General features: G+C 30.7%; 16 protein-coding genes. 3 read left to right on the top strand and 13 right to left on the bottom strand.

Annotation, left to right across the window (positions count from 1 at the left end):
• Positions 1-292 precede the first annotated feature (292 nt).
• From FD06_RS04065 to FD06_RS04040, 6 genes are all read right to left on the bottom strand, one after another.
• The gene (locus FD06_RS04065; protein ID WP_156403093.1) at positions 293-2356 is read right to left on the bottom strand and encodes an LTA synthase family protein; all 2064 of its coding nucleotides are present in this window, start codon (positions 2354-2356) and stop codon (positions 293-295) included.
• Positions 2357-2395: 39 nt separating this feature from the next.
• Positions 2396-3409 (bottom strand): lysylphosphatidylglycerol synthase transmembrane domain-containing protein, encoded by a 1014-nt coding sequence (locus FD06_RS04060; protein ID WP_054658426.1) that lies wholly within the window; start codon positions 3407-3409, stop codon positions 2396-2398.
• 2 nt (positions 3410-3411) lie between these two features.
• Entirely contained in the window at positions 3412-4434 is a 1023-nt protein-coding gene (locus FD06_RS04055) for a glycosyltransferase family 4 protein (protein WP_056966237.1), read from the bottom strand.
• An 8-nt stretch (positions 4435-4442) separates the two neighbouring features.
• Positions 4443-5627, bottom strand: coding sequence for a glycosyltransferase family 4 protein (locus FD06_RS04050; protein WP_056966234.1), 1185 nt, complete (start codon positions 5625-5627; stop codon positions 4443-4445).
• A gap of 148 nt (positions 5628-5775) precedes the next feature.
• Entirely contained in the window at positions 5776-6042 is a 267-nt protein-coding gene (locus tag FD06_RS04045; RefSeq protein ID WP_054658424.1) for a phosphocarrier protein HPr, read from the bottom strand.
• Positions 6043-6116: 74 nt separating this feature from the next.
• On the bottom strand, positions 6117-6290 hold the full coding sequence (locus tag FD06_RS04040; RefSeq protein ID WP_237757231.1) for a hypothetical protein: 174 nt from the start codon (positions 6288-6290) through the stop codon (positions 6117-6119).
• 170 nt (positions 6291-6460) lie between these two features.
• On the opposite strand from FD06_RS04040, the gene FD06_RS04035 reads away from it, so the two are divergent.
• Entirely contained in the window at positions 6461-8617 is a 2157-nt protein-coding gene (locus FD06_RS04035) for an ATP-dependent Clp protease ATP-binding subunit (RefSeq protein ID WP_056966232.1), read from the top strand.
• Between the two features lie 83 nt (positions 8618-8700).
• Positions 8701-9513 (top strand): MucBP domain-containing protein, encoded by an 813-nt coding sequence (locus FD06_RS04030; RefSeq protein ID WP_056966230.1) that lies wholly within the window; start codon positions 8701-8703, stop codon positions 9511-9513.
• A gap of 35 nt (positions 9514-9548) precedes the next feature.
• Here FD06_RS04030 and FD06_RS04025 read toward each other — a convergent pair whose 3' ends face one another.
• The 5 genes from FD06_RS04025 to FD06_RS04005 all read right to left on the bottom strand — a co-directional run bounded on the left by FD06_RS04025 (position 9549) and on the right by FD06_RS04005 (position 15130).
• Complete coding sequence (locus tag FD06_RS04025) at positions 9549-10976, bottom strand: C69 family dipeptidase (RefSeq protein WP_056966227.1); 1428 nt, start codon at positions 10974-10976, stop codon at positions 9549-9551.
• A gap of 45 nt (positions 10977-11021) precedes the next feature.
• Positions 11022-12599, bottom strand: coding sequence for a peptide chain release factor 3 (locus FD06_RS04020; RefSeq protein WP_054658418.1), 1578 nt, complete (start codon positions 12597-12599; stop codon positions 11022-11024).
• A 108-nt stretch (positions 12600-12707) separates the two neighbouring features.
• The gene (tagD, locus tag FD06_RS04015) at positions 12708-13118 is read right to left on the bottom strand and encodes a glycerol-3-phosphate cytidylyltransferase (protein ID WP_056966226.1); all 411 of its coding nucleotides are present in this window, start codon (positions 13116-13118) and stop codon (positions 12708-12710) included.
• Positions 13119-13191: 73 nt separating this feature from the next.
• A complete protein-coding gene (locus FD06_RS04010; RefSeq protein ID WP_056966224.1) occupies positions 13192-14313 on the bottom strand; it encodes an AI-2E family transporter in 1122 nt (373 codons plus the stop codon).
• A gap of 1 nt (position 14314) precedes the next feature.
• Positions 14315-15130, bottom strand: a complete 816-nt coding sequence (locus FD06_RS04005; RefSeq protein ID WP_056966222.1) for a regulatory protein RecX — start codon at positions 15128-15130, stop codon at positions 14315-14317.
• 93 nt (positions 15131-15223) lie between these two features.
• On the opposite strand from FD06_RS04005, the gene FD06_RS04000 reads away from it, so the two are divergent.
• Positions 15224-15676, top strand: a complete 453-nt coding sequence (locus FD06_RS04000; protein ID WP_054658410.1) for a flavodoxin — start codon at positions 15224-15226, stop codon at positions 15674-15676.
• A gap of 19 nt (positions 15677-15695) precedes the next feature.
• Here FD06_RS04000 and FD06_RS03995 read toward each other — a convergent pair whose 3' ends face one another.
• Complete coding sequence (locus FD06_RS03995) at positions 15696-16592, bottom strand: YihY/virulence factor BrkB family protein (protein WP_056966220.1); 897 nt, start codon at positions 16590-16592, stop codon at positions 15696-15698.
• A gap of 9 nt (positions 16593-16601) precedes the next feature.
• Positions 16602-17696 (bottom strand): non-hydrolyzing UDP-N-acetylglucosamine 2-epimerase, encoded by a 1095-nt coding sequence (gene wecB / locus FD06_RS03990; RefSeq protein ID WP_056966245.1) that lies wholly within the window; start codon positions 17694-17696, stop codon positions 16602-16604.
• Between the last annotated feature and the right edge of the window lie 93 nt (positions 17697-17789).

The following is a 17789-nucleotide window of genomic DNA, read 5'->3' as shown; positions in this document are numbered from 1 at the left end:
GTTCCTTACACATCATCGATTATCAAAATCTTGTTCAGTTTTCAAAGATCTAATCTGTTTTGTCATCTCCTTAACGACAACTATTTAATAATAACATCTTGTTTTTATTAAGTCAAGCACTTTTTAAATTATTTTTTTATTTAAAAATTTAATTGCTTGTTTTTTTGTTTGTCGTCCTTAACAACAGAAACTATTGTATCAAGATTACATATCACCGTCAACCTTTTTTATTAAAAAAATTCAAAAAAACTAAAAAGACTTGCTAAACGTTAATTTAGCAAGTCTTCTTAAATTATTTTTTCAATTCTGGAGCGTCAGTTTTATATAGTTTTTCAGTATCTTTTTTATGAATTTTATCTAAAAGCGTTTTTTTAGACTTATTATCAGAGTCTTTTAAAGCTTTCATAGCATATGAATATTTATAGTTAAAATCCTTTTTATTAACTTTCTTAAAGCCTTTAGGATTGTAAAATCTCAACAAGTCACCTAATATAACACGATCAGACATTGATAATTCTTTGTTTACGTGATTTTGCAGTTTTTTAATTTCTTTGCTTTGTTCATCATTTGGAGTAATTTCCTTACCAGTCTTGGTTAAATATACATTACTACCAATAACAGTATACTTAGGTGAAACCAAATCACCATTTCTAAATGCAACCGTTTGATCACGTTTTTTAGACAATAAATCATTTCCAAATTGCACAGTATTATTATCTTTTATGCCCAATAAATGTAATATAGTAGGAAGTGCATCTATTTCCCCACCGTAAGTATGATTAATGCCACCCTTAAGATCATCAGCATGTATCATAAATGGAACTTTTTGGAATTGGGCTAAATCATAATCAGTTATTTCTTTTTTATGCAATAGTTGGGCAATTGCAGCTCGGTGATTATTTGAAATTCCGTAATGATCACCATATAAAACAATCATACTATTTTTCATTAAACCAGTTTTATTTAGGTATTTGATAAATTCACCAAATGCTTGATCTAAATAATGTGCTGTCTGTACATATGGATCTACCGTATTATCACCAGTCTTAGTAGCTGGGAAACTAACGTTAGGTTTATCTAATTCATATGGATAATGATTAGTTAATGTAATTAGCTTAGCATAAAATGGTTGTGGTAATTGTTGAATATATTTTACGGAATCCTTAAAGAAAATTTTATCCTTTAATCCATATCCAACACTGTATGATGGTTTTTCTTGATAATAATCAGAATCAAAGAAATATTGGTATCCCCATGATTTATAAGTATTATCTCTATTCCAAAAGCTTGGAACATCCCCATGGAATGATGCCGTCGTATAGCCTTTTTGATCTAAGATAGCTGGTGCTGCTTGGTAAGTATTTTGCGTACCATAGGTTACCATAGCTGAACCTTGAGGAAGTCCATACAAAGAGTTTTCCATCATCATTTCAGCATCAGAAGTTTTTCCTTGTGATACTTGGTGATAGAAATTATCAAAAGAAATTGTATTCTTGTTCTTATAAAATTTATTTAGATTAGGAGTTACTTCTTTACCGTCTACTTTATAGTTAATAAGAAATTGCTGGAAACTCTCTAAATGAATCACAAAAACATTCTTGCCCTTAGCTTTACCAAAGTATTCTGGATTGATTGCACTACGGTTCTTTTTAACAAAGTTTAAAACACTGTCAATATCTGAGGATTTAGCGTTAGATCTGGTTGCACTCTCCTTAGCCGTTTGATAAGCATTAAAGGCTGCATATTCATTTAATCCAAGATATTTAACAATGTAGTTGTTGTCAAAAGTTCTGGTAAGCAATCCAGAACGATTAGCATTAGCTACACCATATTCAGAAAAAATCAAAACAAATGAAAGGATAGTTAATGCAAATGCATTTCTAAACTTGAATTTTCTACGGTCAACCTGAATAACTTTGAAAATTAGTAAAACTACTAATATCACAAAATCAACAAAAACGAAGAAATCTGACGGATGTAGTATTTCAGCTAAACTCTTTCCTAAATTATTTTGCACATCTCCGGAACCTTTAATAATTCCAAATGATAAGAAGTCTGAAAATTCACGATAATATAGTATGTTAGCAAATAACCAAATTGATTCAATTAAATGTAACAACATTAATACCCAATAAAACAGTCTCCCTCTAAAATATAGTGCTAAACCAAATATTAAAATTAACGCTGGAATTGGATTTACAAAAAGTAAAATCTGTTGAACTGTTCCCTTAGCACCTAAGGTAAATTCGGTTCGATAAGCAATATATGTTTTTATCCAAAATAATACAGTTGCTAAAATAAAGAATCCAAGCCGAGTGTTTAATAAATTTCTAGTTTTCTTAATATGACTAGACATAATAATGCCTCCGAAAGTATTTAATTTAATAGTTATAGATTACTTATAAACCTTATCTGGTTTAATGCCAATCGCAATAAATCCTAAAATCATCCCTAGATAATAAGTTAATAGCCGCCAAAGTAAAATTGCCAACACTAATTTACTATTATTAGTTATATAACTTTGAAATAAAAGTTCAAAACTGTATTCCGCACCACCAGATCCGCCTGGAATGGGAAACAATGAAATAATCATAACTATTAGAACGTGTAAGCTAATAATCATAACTACATCTACTCCACTATAGCCTAAGCCTAGAATAATGAAGTATGGAATCAAATAATAAAATAGCAGTTGAAAAAAGGTTATTATTGAAATTTTCAATAATAGTTTCCATTCCTTAGCTATTCGAAGACTTTCAGAATGAAAAGTGTCAATTTTTTCATTTATCATCTTATTAAATTTTAAATAACGATCATCATTCAAAAAATACTTAGCAGGCTTAATAATTATGTTTATTAACTTTTTAGTTAAAGAGTACCAATACATTATCAACAATAAAATTAATATAACAAAAAAATGAATAACAAAGCCAAAAACTACTAACCAAGATAAAGCATGTAATTTATCAACAACATAGTGAAAGCCTATCAATAAGCTTATTATAAAGTTGATAACTATCATTCCTTGAAAAACAATAAACTTCATCAGCAAAGCAGAGCTAGCTTTTCCTGCATCTACTCCAGTTTGCACCATTACAAACAATTGTCCCGGCTGACCACCTGACGAAAAAGGTGTGATTCCATTAAATAACTGCTCTACTAGTGGAACCCTAATTGCATCTTTAAAAGTAAACTGGTTAGTTTGCGATGCAACAATAGAATGCGTTATCCATGACTCTAAAAGAAAATATAATAATATACATACAAGAGCTACTAGTATCCACCACCAATTAATAGCAAAAAAATCGTTAATAAGAATGTCTAGTTTAATATCTCTTGAAGCATACCAAAATATTAGAGCCCCAATTAAAAACATAACTACTAAGGTAATAACATTTCGTTTTGACATATCTAACCTTCTTTTGATTGATTTATATAGAAATCATGCCATATTGATGCAAGATGTTCTTCAGAATAATAATCTGAAGCTTTTAATGATAGTTCATGTAAGTCATGAATTTTTTTGTTGTCCAAATTAAGCGATTTAATTTCATTATTTAACTCTTCTAGATTATTAAACGAAACATAGTAACCGTCAATAATTTTCTTATATAATAAAAGATTTCTTAATATAACCGGTTTCCCACACGAAAAAGCTTCGAGTACTGACATTGGAAATAATTCATTATATGATGGCAACAAAAATACATCCGACATGTTATAGTAATCAACTAATTTATCTCGACTAACTATTCCTGGAAAAGACAAATTTTGTGGCGGGTCATCTACAATTTGTTTAAGTTCTTTATAACCATCAGTTATCTTTCCAAATGAAAATCCACCAGCCCAAATAAACTGCATATCAGGGTTTAGTTTTGCTAGTTTAACAAAATCTAAAATCCCTTTTCTAGTTTGAATTTGGCCAACCCCAAAAATTGTGAATTTACTGTTTGAATAGCCATAATCATTTCTTAAGTTACTCTTATTTTGAATACTAACTGGATAAAACTCTTTTTTACTTACAAAATTAGGAATGTAGGTAATTTTATTTTTAGGAATTCCGTATTGTTCCAGCTTAGGAATAAATGTGGGATTAACCACTACGATGTGATCCATTCTTTTGTAAAAAGCAATCACATACTTATAGAAAAAGAATTTAAAAAAAGCTGGTAACTTCAAACTACCATCTAGAGTTTCTGGAAGAAAATGTACATAACCGACTTTACGACCTCTTTTTTTAGAGAACGTTGAAAAATAATATCCAAGATTAATAGTATGATAATGGGTTACATCAGCTGCACCATGTTTATTTATAGAAATATCAAATTCTTTAGGAAAATGTTTATTTAACATTTTAATTAGTTCAAGATAAGCACTCCCCACTCCTTGTCCTTTAACTTTGTCAGCAGTTGAAAACATGTTTATTTTTAACATATTACCTCCTAATTACTAAGCTCTGAAGATTTGCTTGATTTACTCTCATATTTTATTTGAGCATTACGATAAAATTGAACTATTTTTTCACCAAAAGTTTCTGCTGATATTTCATTTAATTTTTGTTTTAACAAATGATTATCATGATATTCATTGATTTGATTAACATCACTAAGGTAGTACATAACGTCATCTACATATTCATCTTCTGTTTCAAACGTTATACCTAGTGATTTATCATCTAATAAACTATCTGTATACTCACTTTTGGAAACAACTACCTTAGTTCCTGAAGCCATCGCCTCAATGTAAGTCAATCCTTGTGATTCAGAGTTAGAAGTAGAAACAAAAATATCTGCTGCATGGTAATAGTCACTAACTTCATCGTTACTAATTTCACCAACAAAAATAACGTTTTTAGTCAAATGCATTTCTCTAACCTGCGTTTGTAGGGATTCTTTAGCTGGTCCATCTCCCACTATGATTAAAGTGGTGTCGGACATTTTAGCAATAATCTTAGGCATCGCATTGATAAGCTCATGAATGTTCTTCTCGTATGCCAATCGGCTAACTGATAAAAGAATTGGTTTATCTAATAAATTTAATTCATTTCTAACATCGTTTAAAACTTTACCATTAAATTTATTAATGTTAATTCCTGTAGGAATAATGCTAATGGGACTTTTAACACCATAGCGTTTTAAAGTTTCTAAAACACGGTTACTAGGTGCAACAACTCCTGACATATTATGACAAAAAGCTAGTGTCGCTTCTTTAACATGTACCGGTTTTAAGAGACGTCCATTAGCAACATAATGTAGATAATCTTCATACATTGTATGGTAAGTATGAACGCATGGAATACTTAAAAATCTAGCAACCACTTTACCTATGACACCCATAGAAAATTCTGTTTGTGTATGGACAATATCCAGATTTAATTTTTTAGCAATTTGATACGCTTGAAACATACCTCTAAAAGCTATTCTCCTATCAGTAAAAGATATAAACGGAATGCTTGAAAATCTAAATATATTTTTTTCAAAAGCATCCTTTTTTACATGTGGATCTGTAGTAGTAAATATATATACCTGATGACCTTGGGTTTCTAACTGATTTTTTAAAGTTTCAATTGAGGTAGCAACTCCACTAACTTGTGGAAAATATGTATCAGTAAAAATACCGATATTCAATCTAGCACCCCTCCTATTTTATTTATCGAAATGTTTAATCATTGTAATTATATTTGTTTGTTAAATCGTTTGCAAATTACCTAAAAACAAAAGAGGATTAAAAATAATATTTTAATCCTCTTAACAACAATCTAAATAGTTATCTTAATTAGTCCGTTAAGCCTTCACGTTTAAAGGCATTACTAATACCCTCAATAGCAGCTTTTTCATCATCACCATCAGCAGTAACTAAAATGTCTGCATTTTGGCCGACTCCCAATGACATAACACCCATAATTGACTTTAAATCAACCGTCTTATCTTGATATTCCAAAGTCAATTTTGATATATACTTACTTGCTTCCTGCACTAAAAGAGTAGCAGGACGAGCATGAATACCAGTCTCAGCAACAACTTTAAAAGTACGCTTTTCCATTTTATTACCCCTTATCATTGTGAAGATATAATTAATTTTAGAATATCAGTGAATATAGTAAAAAACAAGATTTATTATTTATTGTCGTTTCCATGTTCATAAAAATATGTTATCTCACCGTTTTGATGTGCCTTACCAAAGATACTTTTTCTAGTATCAAAATTCATAAAAGCTCTTTGAAAAAGAATAAATTCATCCGGTTTTATATCAATACTTTTTACCTCACCGTTTTTCAGGCGATTTAACATCTCGGTATAATCTTTTTCTTCGATGATAATCCCTCCTTTAATCATTATAATACGATACAAACTAAATATGTATCGTTCTGGTTAAATTACTTGTGATAACAAGAGATTGATGTATAATGATTCTCAAAAGGTCAACAATGGTCAATGTTGTATGTAAAGGAGGCCTACACATGTTATGTCAAAATTGTAATAAAAACGAAGCAAGTATTCATTTATTTGTAAACAATAATGGTAAACAACAACAACTAGATCTTTGCCAAGAATGTTACCTTGAACTTTCCAAAAATCAAGGCTTCCAAAATAATTTAGAAGGAGCCAACTTAAGTGATGGAAATTTAGGTAGCCTCAATGACATCTTAAATTCTATGAGAAGTGGAAATCAATCTGGTGACCATAAAAAGAATCCTAGGTCATCAGCCAAAAATAAGAAAAGCTTATTAAAACAATTTGGTGTCAATATGACGGAGCTAGCCGAAAGAAATGAAATCGACCCTGTCATTGGCAGAGATAATGAAATAAACAAAGCAATCGAAATTCTAAATCGAAGAACTAAAAATAATCCCGTTCTAATCGGTGAAGCAGGAGTTGGAAAAACTGCTGTTGTTGAAGGTCTCGCTTTGAAAATCGCCAAACAAGAAGTTCCTAGCAAATTAATTAATAAAAAAATCTTCAGATTAGACATGGTTGCATTAGTTCAAGGAACTGGATTTCGTGGACAATTCGAACAAAGAATTAATAAATTAATTAGTGAAGTCAAAAGCGACCCTAATATTATTTTATTTATTGATGAAATTCACGAAATTATGGGAGCTGGCAACGCTGAAGGTGGCATGGATGCTGGAAATATTTTAAAACCAGCTTTAGCTAGAGGTGAGTTCCAACTTATTGGAGCAACTACACTCAATGAATATCGAAATATTGAAAAAGATGCTGCCTTAGCTAGAAGGCTTCAAAAGGTAATGGTTAAAGAACCTTCTGTCAGCAAAGCAATCGCTATTTTAAAGGGAATTCAAAAAAAGTACGAAGAATATCATCACGTTAACTATACAGAAGATGCCATTGAAGCTACTGTAAAACTTTCCAAAAGATATATTCAAGACCGCTTTTTACCAGACAAAGCAATCGACTTATTAGATACAGCTGGTTCAAAAGCTAATCTATCGTTAAACATAATGGATCCAGAAACCGTTAAGCAAAAAATAATTAGTTATGAAGCTGATAAGCAAGCAGCTTTAAAGAAAGAAGACTATGAACAAGCAGCTTTTTACCGAGATAAAATTAAAGCTCTTAAAGACGATAGCTTAGATGATAATCAAGAAAACACTAAATTCCCTAACATTAATGTAAAAGATATTGAACAAATAATCGAAAATGACACTGGAATTCCAGTCGGAAAGCTGCAGGAACAAGAAAAAGATAAACTAAAGAATTTATCAGAGAATCTTAAATCTAATGTCATTGGACAAAATAACTCCGTAGAAAAGTTAACTAAAGCAATTAAACGTAACCGAATTGGGTTTAATGGTACTGGTAGGCCTATTGGTTCTTTCTTATTTGTAGGAACCACCGGTGTTGGTAAAACCGAGTTGGCCAAACAATTGGCTAAACAGTTGTTTGGATCTAAAGAAGCCATGATTAGATTTGACATGTCTGAATATCGTGAGCAACATTCTATTTCTAAACTGATTGGTTCACCTCCTGGATATGTTGGGTATGATGAAGCCGGCCAATTAACTGAAAAAGTTCGTCGCAATCCATACAGTTTAATTTTATTTGACGAAGTTGAAAAAGCCCATCCAGATGTATTACATGCATTTCTACAAATTTTAGACGACGGTAGATTAACTGATTCACAAGGTAGAGTGGTATCATTTAAAGATACTGTTATTATAATGACCAGTAATGCTGGATCGGAAATCCATGAAACTAGCGTTGGATTTGGTGCTGAAAGAACTAATAGTGTTAATTCGATTGTAAATAAATTAACAAATTACTTTAAACCTGAATTCATCAACCGTTTTGACGATATAGTTGAATTCAACCCACTAAGCAAAAATAATTTAAAAGAAATTGTTGAAATCATGATTAATAACCTAAATAATATGTTGTCATCACAAAATATAAGCATTAAGCTCTCTGATGGTGCTAAAAATAGAATTGTTGAATTAGGTTATAATCCTAAAATGGGCGCAAGGCCTTTAAGAAGAGTAATCCAAGAACAAATTGAAGATAAAATTGCTGATTATTGCCTAGAGAAAGCTGAACAAGTTGGAAATATACTATTGGATGTAGATAATAATCAAGAAATTATTGTAAAAAATAATTAAAAAAGACCCTCACAGGTCTTTTTTTGTACATATTTAAAGGTAAAGCTATGTTAATATTGTTATATAAAAGGAGGAATGAGGTGATGCAAATATTAAATTGGCTAATATCAAAGTTAGTTGGACATAAAAATGCATATAACTTACAGCGTAGTCATACTATAAAAAGTCAACATAAACAAAAAGCAGAAAACAATATGCATAAAAAAAATCATAAACATAAATATGTTAAACCACTTCCTCAATCTAAAGTAACTGTTTATTTTATGGATAATCATAACCACTTATTTTTAGATGAGCCTCGAAAAATGCTAGGATATATTGGAAAGCCCATAAATCTTAACATTCCTACTTTCAAAAACTACATAATGGAATATATTCATGGATTTAACTCAGTTTTTACTGAAGAAAACCAACAGATTACAATTTGCTATCGCTTAAAAAATGGTTCACCTGTTTCTATTTATTATGTTAACTTTGATACTTATGAAGTTATAAAACCACCAGATTTCTTAATTGGCACTTGGGGAAATGAATATCATGTTGTAAGTCCGCAAATAAACGGTTATAAAATATATTCTTACACCGGCTGGTTAAATGGTACTTTTAATGATATTTCCAATACTATTATTTTCTACTATCGAAATGCTAACTGGCAAACGGTTAGCTTTGTACAATATTTTATTAACCTAAAAAGATATACAAATTCCTATAATAATCCCAATGGATACTTATTAAGAACTAAATTACCAGAAAATAGCACTTGGAAAGTATTTTTAGAAATTAAAACGAATAATGGAGTATGGCTAAATTTAGGTGGTAATCAGTGGATAAAAGACGAAAACTTAACAAAAAGTAAAAAATTTTTCCAAAATAAAATTGCAAATAAAAAAGACTAAAGATATTCTCTTTAGTCTTTTTTAGTTTGTAGTAATTATAAATTTTTATCCATATTAAATGTTAACTTAGAAAGCGTCAAACCTTTTTCAATTAAATCATTGGAAAACTTAGTTGTTATTGCTTTCATTTTAGCAGTTACTACATGATTTTGTTTAGTTAGATACTCAGTAACCTCACTACTATTAGTTAAAGTCTGGGCATATTTAATACTTTCATCAACATGCCTTCTCAATTGTTCTTTAGCATCCGTTAAGAAATCAATATCATCTTGAATAAAATCAGCATAATGTGACTCAACTAGCATGGATAATTTTCTATACATCCAATAAGCACTATTGTCGTCTAAATGTACAGGCGTGTTTGCATAAGATGAATCTGTGTCGTTAGCATTACCAAAAAATGGTACAAATGGTGAAAATGCTGGAACTCCAAAGCATAGCCACATGATAGCTGAACAATTATCGTCTACATCATTTCTTATTTGCAAAACATGTGAATTTTGAGTTCTATTCATGGAAATTGGTCTAAATTTCAACTTTCTATCATCATTTTTTGAATTCAATGGATCATATTCAGTTTCATTGTAATGTGAACCTAAAACATACTCAATATCTTCTACACTAATTTTTTTATTAGTTCTACAAATAAATGGTAAATCTGATGATGTGGGTGACTGCTCAATTTCTGGATTAAAGTACTTTTGTCCAAACCAAACTCTAGGTGTGTTATAGTGCCTATCTTTTTCATTATCCGTTCCAAAAATGTGACGAAAGTTAAACCCAGTCTTGTCAGTATTCAAATGATTATCTTCCACAAATTGTTGAATTCCATCTGAATACATAAAATTATCAGGATTATCAAAGTCAACTTCTTGAATAGCAACTTGATTAGCACATACTGCATAGGCATCATCTGGAATTCTTTGAGCAACCCAATGATGTCCAGTTACAATTTCCATATACCAAACTTCATCTTTATCCGAAAATAGCACTCCGTTACCTTCTGGAGAACCATATTTCTTAATCAAATCACCTAAATATCTAACTCCATCCCTTGCCGAATCAATAAATGGTAATACCATTGATTGCAATGAATCTTCTGCCAAACCATTTTCAACTAATGGATCAAAGGCTAGCGCACGTTCATTCCCATAAACACTTTCAGTAGCAGACATGGCAACATTTTTCTCATTAAATCCACTTTCAGCATAGACCCCTTCCTTTTCAACTTCTACATTGGGGGTCATAGAATAACGATAGCCATTCGCTGGCATTGGAGCTGTAAAGCCATTTTGATTTGAAATCCAAGTAGCTTTACGATTTTTAACTGCTGGTTCTACGCAAAATCGTTGCGGAGTCAATGGCAAAAAAGTATCGTCATTTCTAGCAATCATAGTTGAACCGTCAATGGTTGCATTTTTACCTACTAATATACTTGTACATGCTGATAAATGCTTATTCATTTTATTATCTCCTTTAATAAAAAAAGAAATGTTGTTGCATTTCTTTTATAGCTTAGAAGTTAACTCTACATCTGGATATTTATCTTTAAACCATCTTTCAGCAAAAGCATTTTCGAATAAGAATAATGGTTCATCGTGGACGTCCTTAACTAAAATGTTTCTGGAAGATGACATTTTTTCATCTAATTGATCAGGGTTAATCCATCTAGCTGTTTTATGTCCCATAGTTTCCATAACAACTTCTGAATTATATTCATTTTGCATTCTAAATTGAAATACTTCAAATTGAAGTTGTCCCACAGCACCCAAAATGTAATCGCCAGTAGTGTAGGCTGTATATAATTGTACAGCCCCTTCTTGGACCAATTGATTGATTCCTTTATGGAAAGATTTTTGTTTCATAACATTTTTAGCAGAAACCTTAACGAATAGTTCTGGAGTAAACTGTGGAAGTTTCTTAAAGTTAATATTTTTCTTTCCAGTATAAATAGTGTCACCTATTTGGAAGTTTCCTGTATCATACAATCCAATAATATCACCAGCAACCGCATTTTGAACATTTTCACGTGTATTAGCCATAAATTCAGTCACATTAGATAATCTCAATGATTTCTGATTACGCTCTAAAGTAACATCCATGCCCCTACTAAATTTACCAGAACAAACTCTAACAAACGCAATACGGTCACGATGACGTGGGTTCATGTTAGCCTGAATTTTAAAAACAAATCCTGAAAATTCTTCGTCATCTGGTTTTACAATTTCGTCATCTTGAGTTTCATGAACATTAGGTGCAGGTGCAAATTTTAAATAAGCATCTAAAAATGTTTGAACTCCAAAATTAACTAAAGCTGAACCGAAGAATACTGGAGTCTGGTCCCCACGTTTAATCTTATCAATATCAAAAGGATTTCCCGCTTCAGTAATTAAGTCCATACTTTCCTTAGCATCTTGATAAACACTATCTTCAGTAATTTCATTGTCAGTGGTTAAATTACCATCATCGTCTAAAGGTAAATATGGATTGTCTTTATCTTCTGGACGATATAATTCTACTCGTTTGTTATAACGATCATATAGTCCACGTAAAACTTTTCCAGAACCAATTGGCCAATTCATTGGATAACCTTCAATACCTAATACGTCTTCCAATTGGCTAATTAATTCCATTGGGTCTCGACTATCTCGATCCAATTTATTCATAAATGTAAAAATTGGAATTCCTCGCATCTTACATATTTTAAATAGTTTTTTAGTTTGTGGTTCAATTCCCTTAGCAGCATCAATAACCATCACAGCTGAATCAACAGCCATCAAAGTTCGGTAAGTATCTTCAGAAAAGTCCTCATGTCCAGGAGTATCCAAAATATTAATTCTCTTACCGGCATAATCAAATTGCATAACTGAACTAGTTACAGAAATACCACGTTTTTTTTCAATTTCCATCCAGTCAGATTTTGCAAAATTACCTGACTTTTTAGCCTTTACCGTTCCAGCTTGTCTTATGATTCCACCAAACAAAAGTAACTGTTCGGTAATTGTCGTTTTACCAGCATCCGGATGTGAAATAATGGCAAAAGTTCTTCTTTTATCTACGCTTTTATCTAAGCTAACGTCACTCATTTAATGAATCCTTCCATTTTATAATTTAATTATTTAAAAATATTGTAACATATGTTCAATGAATCATATTTCAAAACAAAAGCACCCTTATTAAAGGATGCTTTCAAGTTAGGCTTTCCAATCTTTACTGTCTTTTATACCTAAATCTTTTTTAATTTTAGTAGTTGAGATCCCCTCAGTTCTTGGTAAGTAGACTACTTCACAGTAATCTTTTAAGAAATCAAATTTACCGTTCCAATCGTCACCCATAACAAAAACATCAATTTTGTTATCAACAACGTCTTTGATTTTTTGGTCCCAACCATTTTCTGGAATCACTCGGTCTACATAACGAATAGCTTCCAATACATATTTACGGTCTTCAAAAGAAGTATAAGCCTTCTTACCTTTTTCAGCATTAAATTCATCTGTTGATAAGCAAACAGTTAAATCATCGCCTAGTTCTTTAGCACGTTTTAATAATCTAACATGACCTTTGTGTAATAAATCAAAAGTCCCGTAAGTAATAACTTTTTTCATAATTTCTCCCATTTTACAATTGAATTAATTGAAATTTATTTCAATATTATCATAAACATTGGCTACGTCAATCTTATAATTTTATATTTGATTCGTTTTCTCTTTTTTGTAATAGCCAAATATTATATATATATTGTACAACAACTTTTACAACTGCGTACAAAGGAATTGCTAAAATCATCCCTAATAGTCCAGCTATATTTCCCGCCGCTAGCAAAATAATGATAATCGTTAACGGATGTATCTGCAAGGATTTCCCAATAACATTAGGATAAACTAGATTTCCATCTAACTGTTGAACAATTAAAACAACGATGATTACGTATAATAATTTAATCCAACTATCTGATAAGGACACAAATACCGCTGGTACAATTCCAATGTATGGACCAACATATGGAATAATATTACAAATTCCAGCAAAAACTCCTAACAGTAAGGCATAATTTTGGCCAATTAAAAAGTAACCTAATGAAGTAAAAGTTCCCACAAATAAACACTCAATCATCTGTCCACCAATATATTTTGAAATAGTTTGGCTCATTTTAGTAATTAGGTCAATAGTTTGATCACGATGTTTTGGTGGTAACACTTTCTTAATACTAGGCAATAACTTATAACCATCTTTTAACATATAAAATAAAATAACGGGCACTGTAATAAGTAGAATAACAAAACTAGTAGCCATAGAAATAATTTGACCAACACTAGAAGTGATACTGCCTAATGAATTTTGTGCATAAGTGTACGCACTACTTTGAAGCTTATCAATATAATCGCTAATGTAAGCATTTTTTAATATTCCACTATGCGAGTAGCTGTTAACTGATTTAGTGGTTGTTTTAGCTAATGATGGAATATTATATACCAGATTTGAAACTTGATTAATTAATCTCGGTAAGAACGACGAAATTAAATAAACTAGAATGCCTAGCAAAAATAGAAAAACGATAACTGTCGCTAAAGTTCTTGTTATTTTAAAACGCTTAATTTTAATTTTTACTAACAAATTAACAATTGGATTTAACATGTAAAATAAAACACCCGCAATTAAAATTGGTGCAAATACTGTTGATACAAAAATCCCAATTGGTGAAAATACAAAACTAATTTTTGTACAAACAAAAATTATAGAAACTACAATCAATATTTCCAATGACCAAAATATTATTGGCGATTTTTTTAATTTGTCCATTTTATACTCCTTCCGACTCATTTATCTTTTTATCCTCTATATACTGGTTAATAGAATCTAAATCGAATCCTTTTCGATATAAAAACTGCTTTAATTTTAAATCTCTTTTTTTAGCATCCAATCGTGAGTAACGACGATAGGCTTTATCACCCTGCATTTTTAAAGCTTCATTTTGCTGACTAACATCATTTTCTAAGTTTGATTTTTCAATTATTTCACCTAGTTCACTAATTGGATAACCTTTTTTAATCAAATGTTGTTTAACTTTTTGTAAGCGCAAGGTATATCCGTCATTTTTATAATGTTTAAAAGCTTTTTGAGCTTGTGTAATTCCATTATCAATAATATCAGCTGTTTGATAATTATTTTCAATCGCCAATTGAATTTTATCTTCATCAATATGACTCAAACGTAATTTGTTGAAAATATCATTTGGGCCCTTATCATGCTTTTTAAGTTCTGTGCGGACAAAGCTATTAGCATAGTTTTGGTCACCTATCAATTGTTGATCTAATAACTTATTTATTACTGATTGGATTTGAGAATCATTTTCAGTATACTTTTTCAAAAATGATTTTATTTCATATTCAGTTCTTAGTTTGTATGACAAGTAATTAATCGCTTTATCATACAATTTTGATATATCATCTTCCAAAAGCAGTTTAGATTTTAATTCATCATCAATTTCAGTGCCTTGGAAAATACGATATTTTAGCATTATCTCTTCACTAATTGGAAAGGCGTATTGATCATTGATAAATACATTAAATCGCCCTTTACGTTTTTGCGCAGCTATCTTAGTAACTTTATTTGACAAATGCAATAAACCTCCTAATTATATAAATTAACAAGTAATAAAAGTTCTGATATACTAACTTAATTGAATAAATACTGAAAGGAAAAAATTAATATGATAAAAGCACACGTTGTTTTCGCTACAATTACCGGTAATAATGAAGATGTAGCTGACATTATCACCGAAGGTTTAGAAGATTTAGGCGTTGAAGTTAAGCAAACTGAAATGTCGCAAACAGATGCTAATGAATTAAAAGCAGCTGATATATGTGTTATTTGTGCATACACATACGATGAAGGTTCCCTACCAGAAGAAGGTTTAGACTTTTTTGATGATTTAGAAAACCTTGACTTAAGCAACAAAGTGTTTGGAGTTGCTGGCTCTGGGGATGTTTACTATCAAGAATATTACAATTTAGCCGTAGATAAATTTACTGATCAACTAAGTAAAACTGGTGCCAAACAAGGAGCTAAGAGCTTGAAAATAAATTTAGCACCTGAAGAAGAAGATATTGAAAACCTAGATAAATTTTCAGCCGAATTGATCAATAAATTCAAAAATCTATAATTAAACCGTTGAATTAAAATCAACGGTTTTTTCTTTTCGACAATTTCCAAGAATTAAAAGTTGGTATTTTACGATAAATTCTTTCATGGTTAATATCTTGTAAAGTTGCATTGATAACAGTTCCAGACAGAAAAATAATTCCCAACAAGTAAAACCACATCATCAAAACTAAAAACGCTCCTAACGTTTTATACGCATCAACATTTTTTAAAAAATAGTATATATAAATGGAAAAACCTTTTGAAAGTATTATTGAACCGATTAAAGAGATTAAAGAACCAACCCATACATATTTCATTTTTACATTAGCACTAGGTACAAAATAAAATAATAGCAAAATTAATATAAATAACCCGATAAGGATTACCGGAATTCTCAACATAGAGAAAACATCTGCCATATTAGCTGATATACCGATAAAATCCACTACATAATTAATAATAAATTTACTAAATCCTAAAAATAAAATTAGTACCATAATCAACAGAATCAATAATAAAGTCCAAACGAACGAAATTATTCGATTTATAAAAGCCCCATTTTTTTCAATTCCATATGCTCGATCAACATTTCTTTGAAAAGCAGCAATTGCTCGACTAGCTGACCAAATAGTTATGACCAACCCTATTGAAAGTTTTTCACTATTTCCTCCCTGTAAAGAGGACGTAATAATTGGCTTTATGATAGAAAATATTGTTTCCGGCAAAACCGGCTTTAAATAGTATAGTATTTTATACACGCTAATATTAAGCATTCTTAAAACATTGCCTAGTACTATGCCCACTGGAAATAGTGACAAAATCGCATAAAAAGATATTACCGCAGCTGAATCTGAAACATTGGCCATCTTAAATCTACTTTTTAACAATAATGAAATTACTTTTATTTTTTTTATACTACGTTTAACATTTTGCATAAAATTATCCTAACTAAACCTGTTAAGTATGGCTCTCAATATATATTCAGAAGCCTTTCCATCCCCATATGGATTGTTAGCTGTTGCCATTTTGTTATAAAAGTCTTTATCATCTAACAACAAGTCCATATTATTTTTAATCTTATCTGGATTCGTACCAACCAGTTTCAAAGTTCCAGCCGTAACTCCTTCTGGACGTTCGGTATCTTCACGTAAAACTAAAACTGGCTTCCCTAAGGAAGGTGCTTCTTCTTGAACTCCACCCGAATCAGTCATAATAAAGTAGCTGCGGGCTGCAATATTATGAAAATCTAAAACATCAAGTGGCTCAATTAAATGAACACGCGAAACATCGTCAAATTCTTCATGAGCTACTTTTTGAACTGCTGGACTTAAATGTACTGGGTAAACAATCTCTATATCATTATGCTTGTTTAATTCTTCTTTAATTGCTTTAAAAGTTCTATGCATTGGTTCACCTTGATTTTCACGACGATGCATAGTTAATAGGATAATTTTATGGTTATCACCAATGTTTTTTAAAACTGAATGTTTGTAGTTATCACTAACCGTTTGATTAAGAGCATCGATTGCTGTATTTCCAGTTACGTAAATATTTTTAATATCATGATTTTCTTTTAATAAATTACTTTTGCTTAACTTGGTAGGTGCGAAATACATGTCAGATAAAACATCCGTTAGTTGACGATTAATTTCTTCTGGATAAGGAGAATACTTATCCCAAGTTCTTAGACCAGCTTCAACGTGTCCCAAGGGAACTTTATGATAAAATGCTGTAATCGAAGCAGCAAAAGTAGTTGTCGTATCACCATGTACTAAAATAACATCTGGCTTGGTTTCATCTATAATCTTATCTAGTTTACTAATTACTGAAGTGGTAATTGAACTTAAAGTCTGTTGTGACTTCATAATGTTCATATTGTAATCAGCTTTAATCTTAAATATATCCATAACTTGATCTAACATTTCACGATGCTGACCCGTTAGTACTGTAATTGGCTTAAACTTATCTAAATTTTGATTCATTCTTAAAATAATTGGTGCCATTTTAATGGCTTCCGGTCTAGTCCCAAAAACAGTCATAACTCTAATTGGAGCTTTCACTCTAAAACCCCCATATTTATAATGTAATAACTTTAATTATAACAAATGTAAACTTAATTTCCGATAGATATA

Origin of the sequence: Apilactobacillus ozensis DSM 23829 = JCM 17196 (assembly GCF_001435995.1) — a bacterium.
Taxonomy (GTDB): Bacteria; Bacillota; Bacilli; order Lactobacillales; family Lactobacillaceae; genus Apilactobacillus; species Apilactobacillus ozensis.
Note: the sequence above shows the minus strand (reverse complement) of the source record. Positions and strands in the feature narration are given on the sequence as shown.

Bases quoted from the DNA above. Each gene is read 5' to 3' on its own strand.
- FD06_RS04065 (WP_156403093.1), bottom strand. From the start codon at position 2,356: ATGTCTAGTCATATTAAGAAAACTAGAAATTTATTAAACACTCGGCTT.
- FD06_RS04060 (WP_054658426.1), bottom strand. From the start codon at position 3,409: ATGTCAAAACGAAATGTTATTACCTTAGTAGTTATGTTTTTAATTGGG.
- FD06_RS04055 (WP_056966237.1), bottom strand. From the start codon at position 4,434: ATGTTAAAAATAAACATGTTTTCAACTGCTGACAAAGTTAAAGGACAA.
- FD06_RS04045 (WP_054658424.1), bottom strand. From the start codon at position 6,042: ATGGAAAAGCGTACTTTTAAAGTTGTTGCTGAGACTGGTATTCATGCT.
- FD06_RS04040 (WP_237757231.1), bottom strand. From the start codon at position 6,290: ATGTTAAATCGCCTGAAAAACGGTGAGGTAAAAAGTATTGATATAAAA.
- FD06_RS04035 (WP_056966232.1), top strand. From the start codon at position 6,461: ATGTTATGTCAAAATTGTAATAAAAACGAAGCAAGTATTCATTTATTT.
- FD06_RS04030 (WP_056966230.1), top strand. From the start codon at position 8,701: ATGCAAATATTAAATTGGCTAATATCAAAGTTAGTTGGACATAAAAAT.
- FD06_RS04025 (WP_056966227.1), bottom strand. From the start codon at position 10,976: ATGAATAAGCATTTATCAGCATGTACAAGTATATTAGTAGGTAAAAAT.
- FD06_RS04020 (WP_054658418.1), bottom strand. From the start codon at position 12,599: ATGAGTGACGTTAGCTTAGATAAAAGCGTAGATAAAAGAAGAACTTTT.
- tagD (WP_056966226.1), bottom strand. From the start codon at position 13,118: ATGAAAAAAGTTATTACTTACGGGACTTTTGATTTATTACACAAAGGT.
- FD06_RS04010 (WP_056966224.1), bottom strand. From the start codon at position 14,313: ATGGACAAATTAAAAAAATCGCCAATAATATTTTGGTCATTGGAAATA.
- FD06_RS04000 (WP_054658410.1), top strand. From the start codon at position 15,224: ATGATAAAAGCACACGTTGTTTTCGCTACAATTACCGGTAATAATGAA.
- FD06_RS03995 (WP_056966220.1), bottom strand. From the start codon at position 16,592: ATGCAAAATGTTAAACGTAGTATAAAAAAAATAAAAGTAATTTCATTA.
- wecB (WP_056966245.1), bottom strand. From the start codon at position 17,696: ATGACTGTTTTTGGGACTAGACCGGAAGCCATTAAAATGGCACCAATT.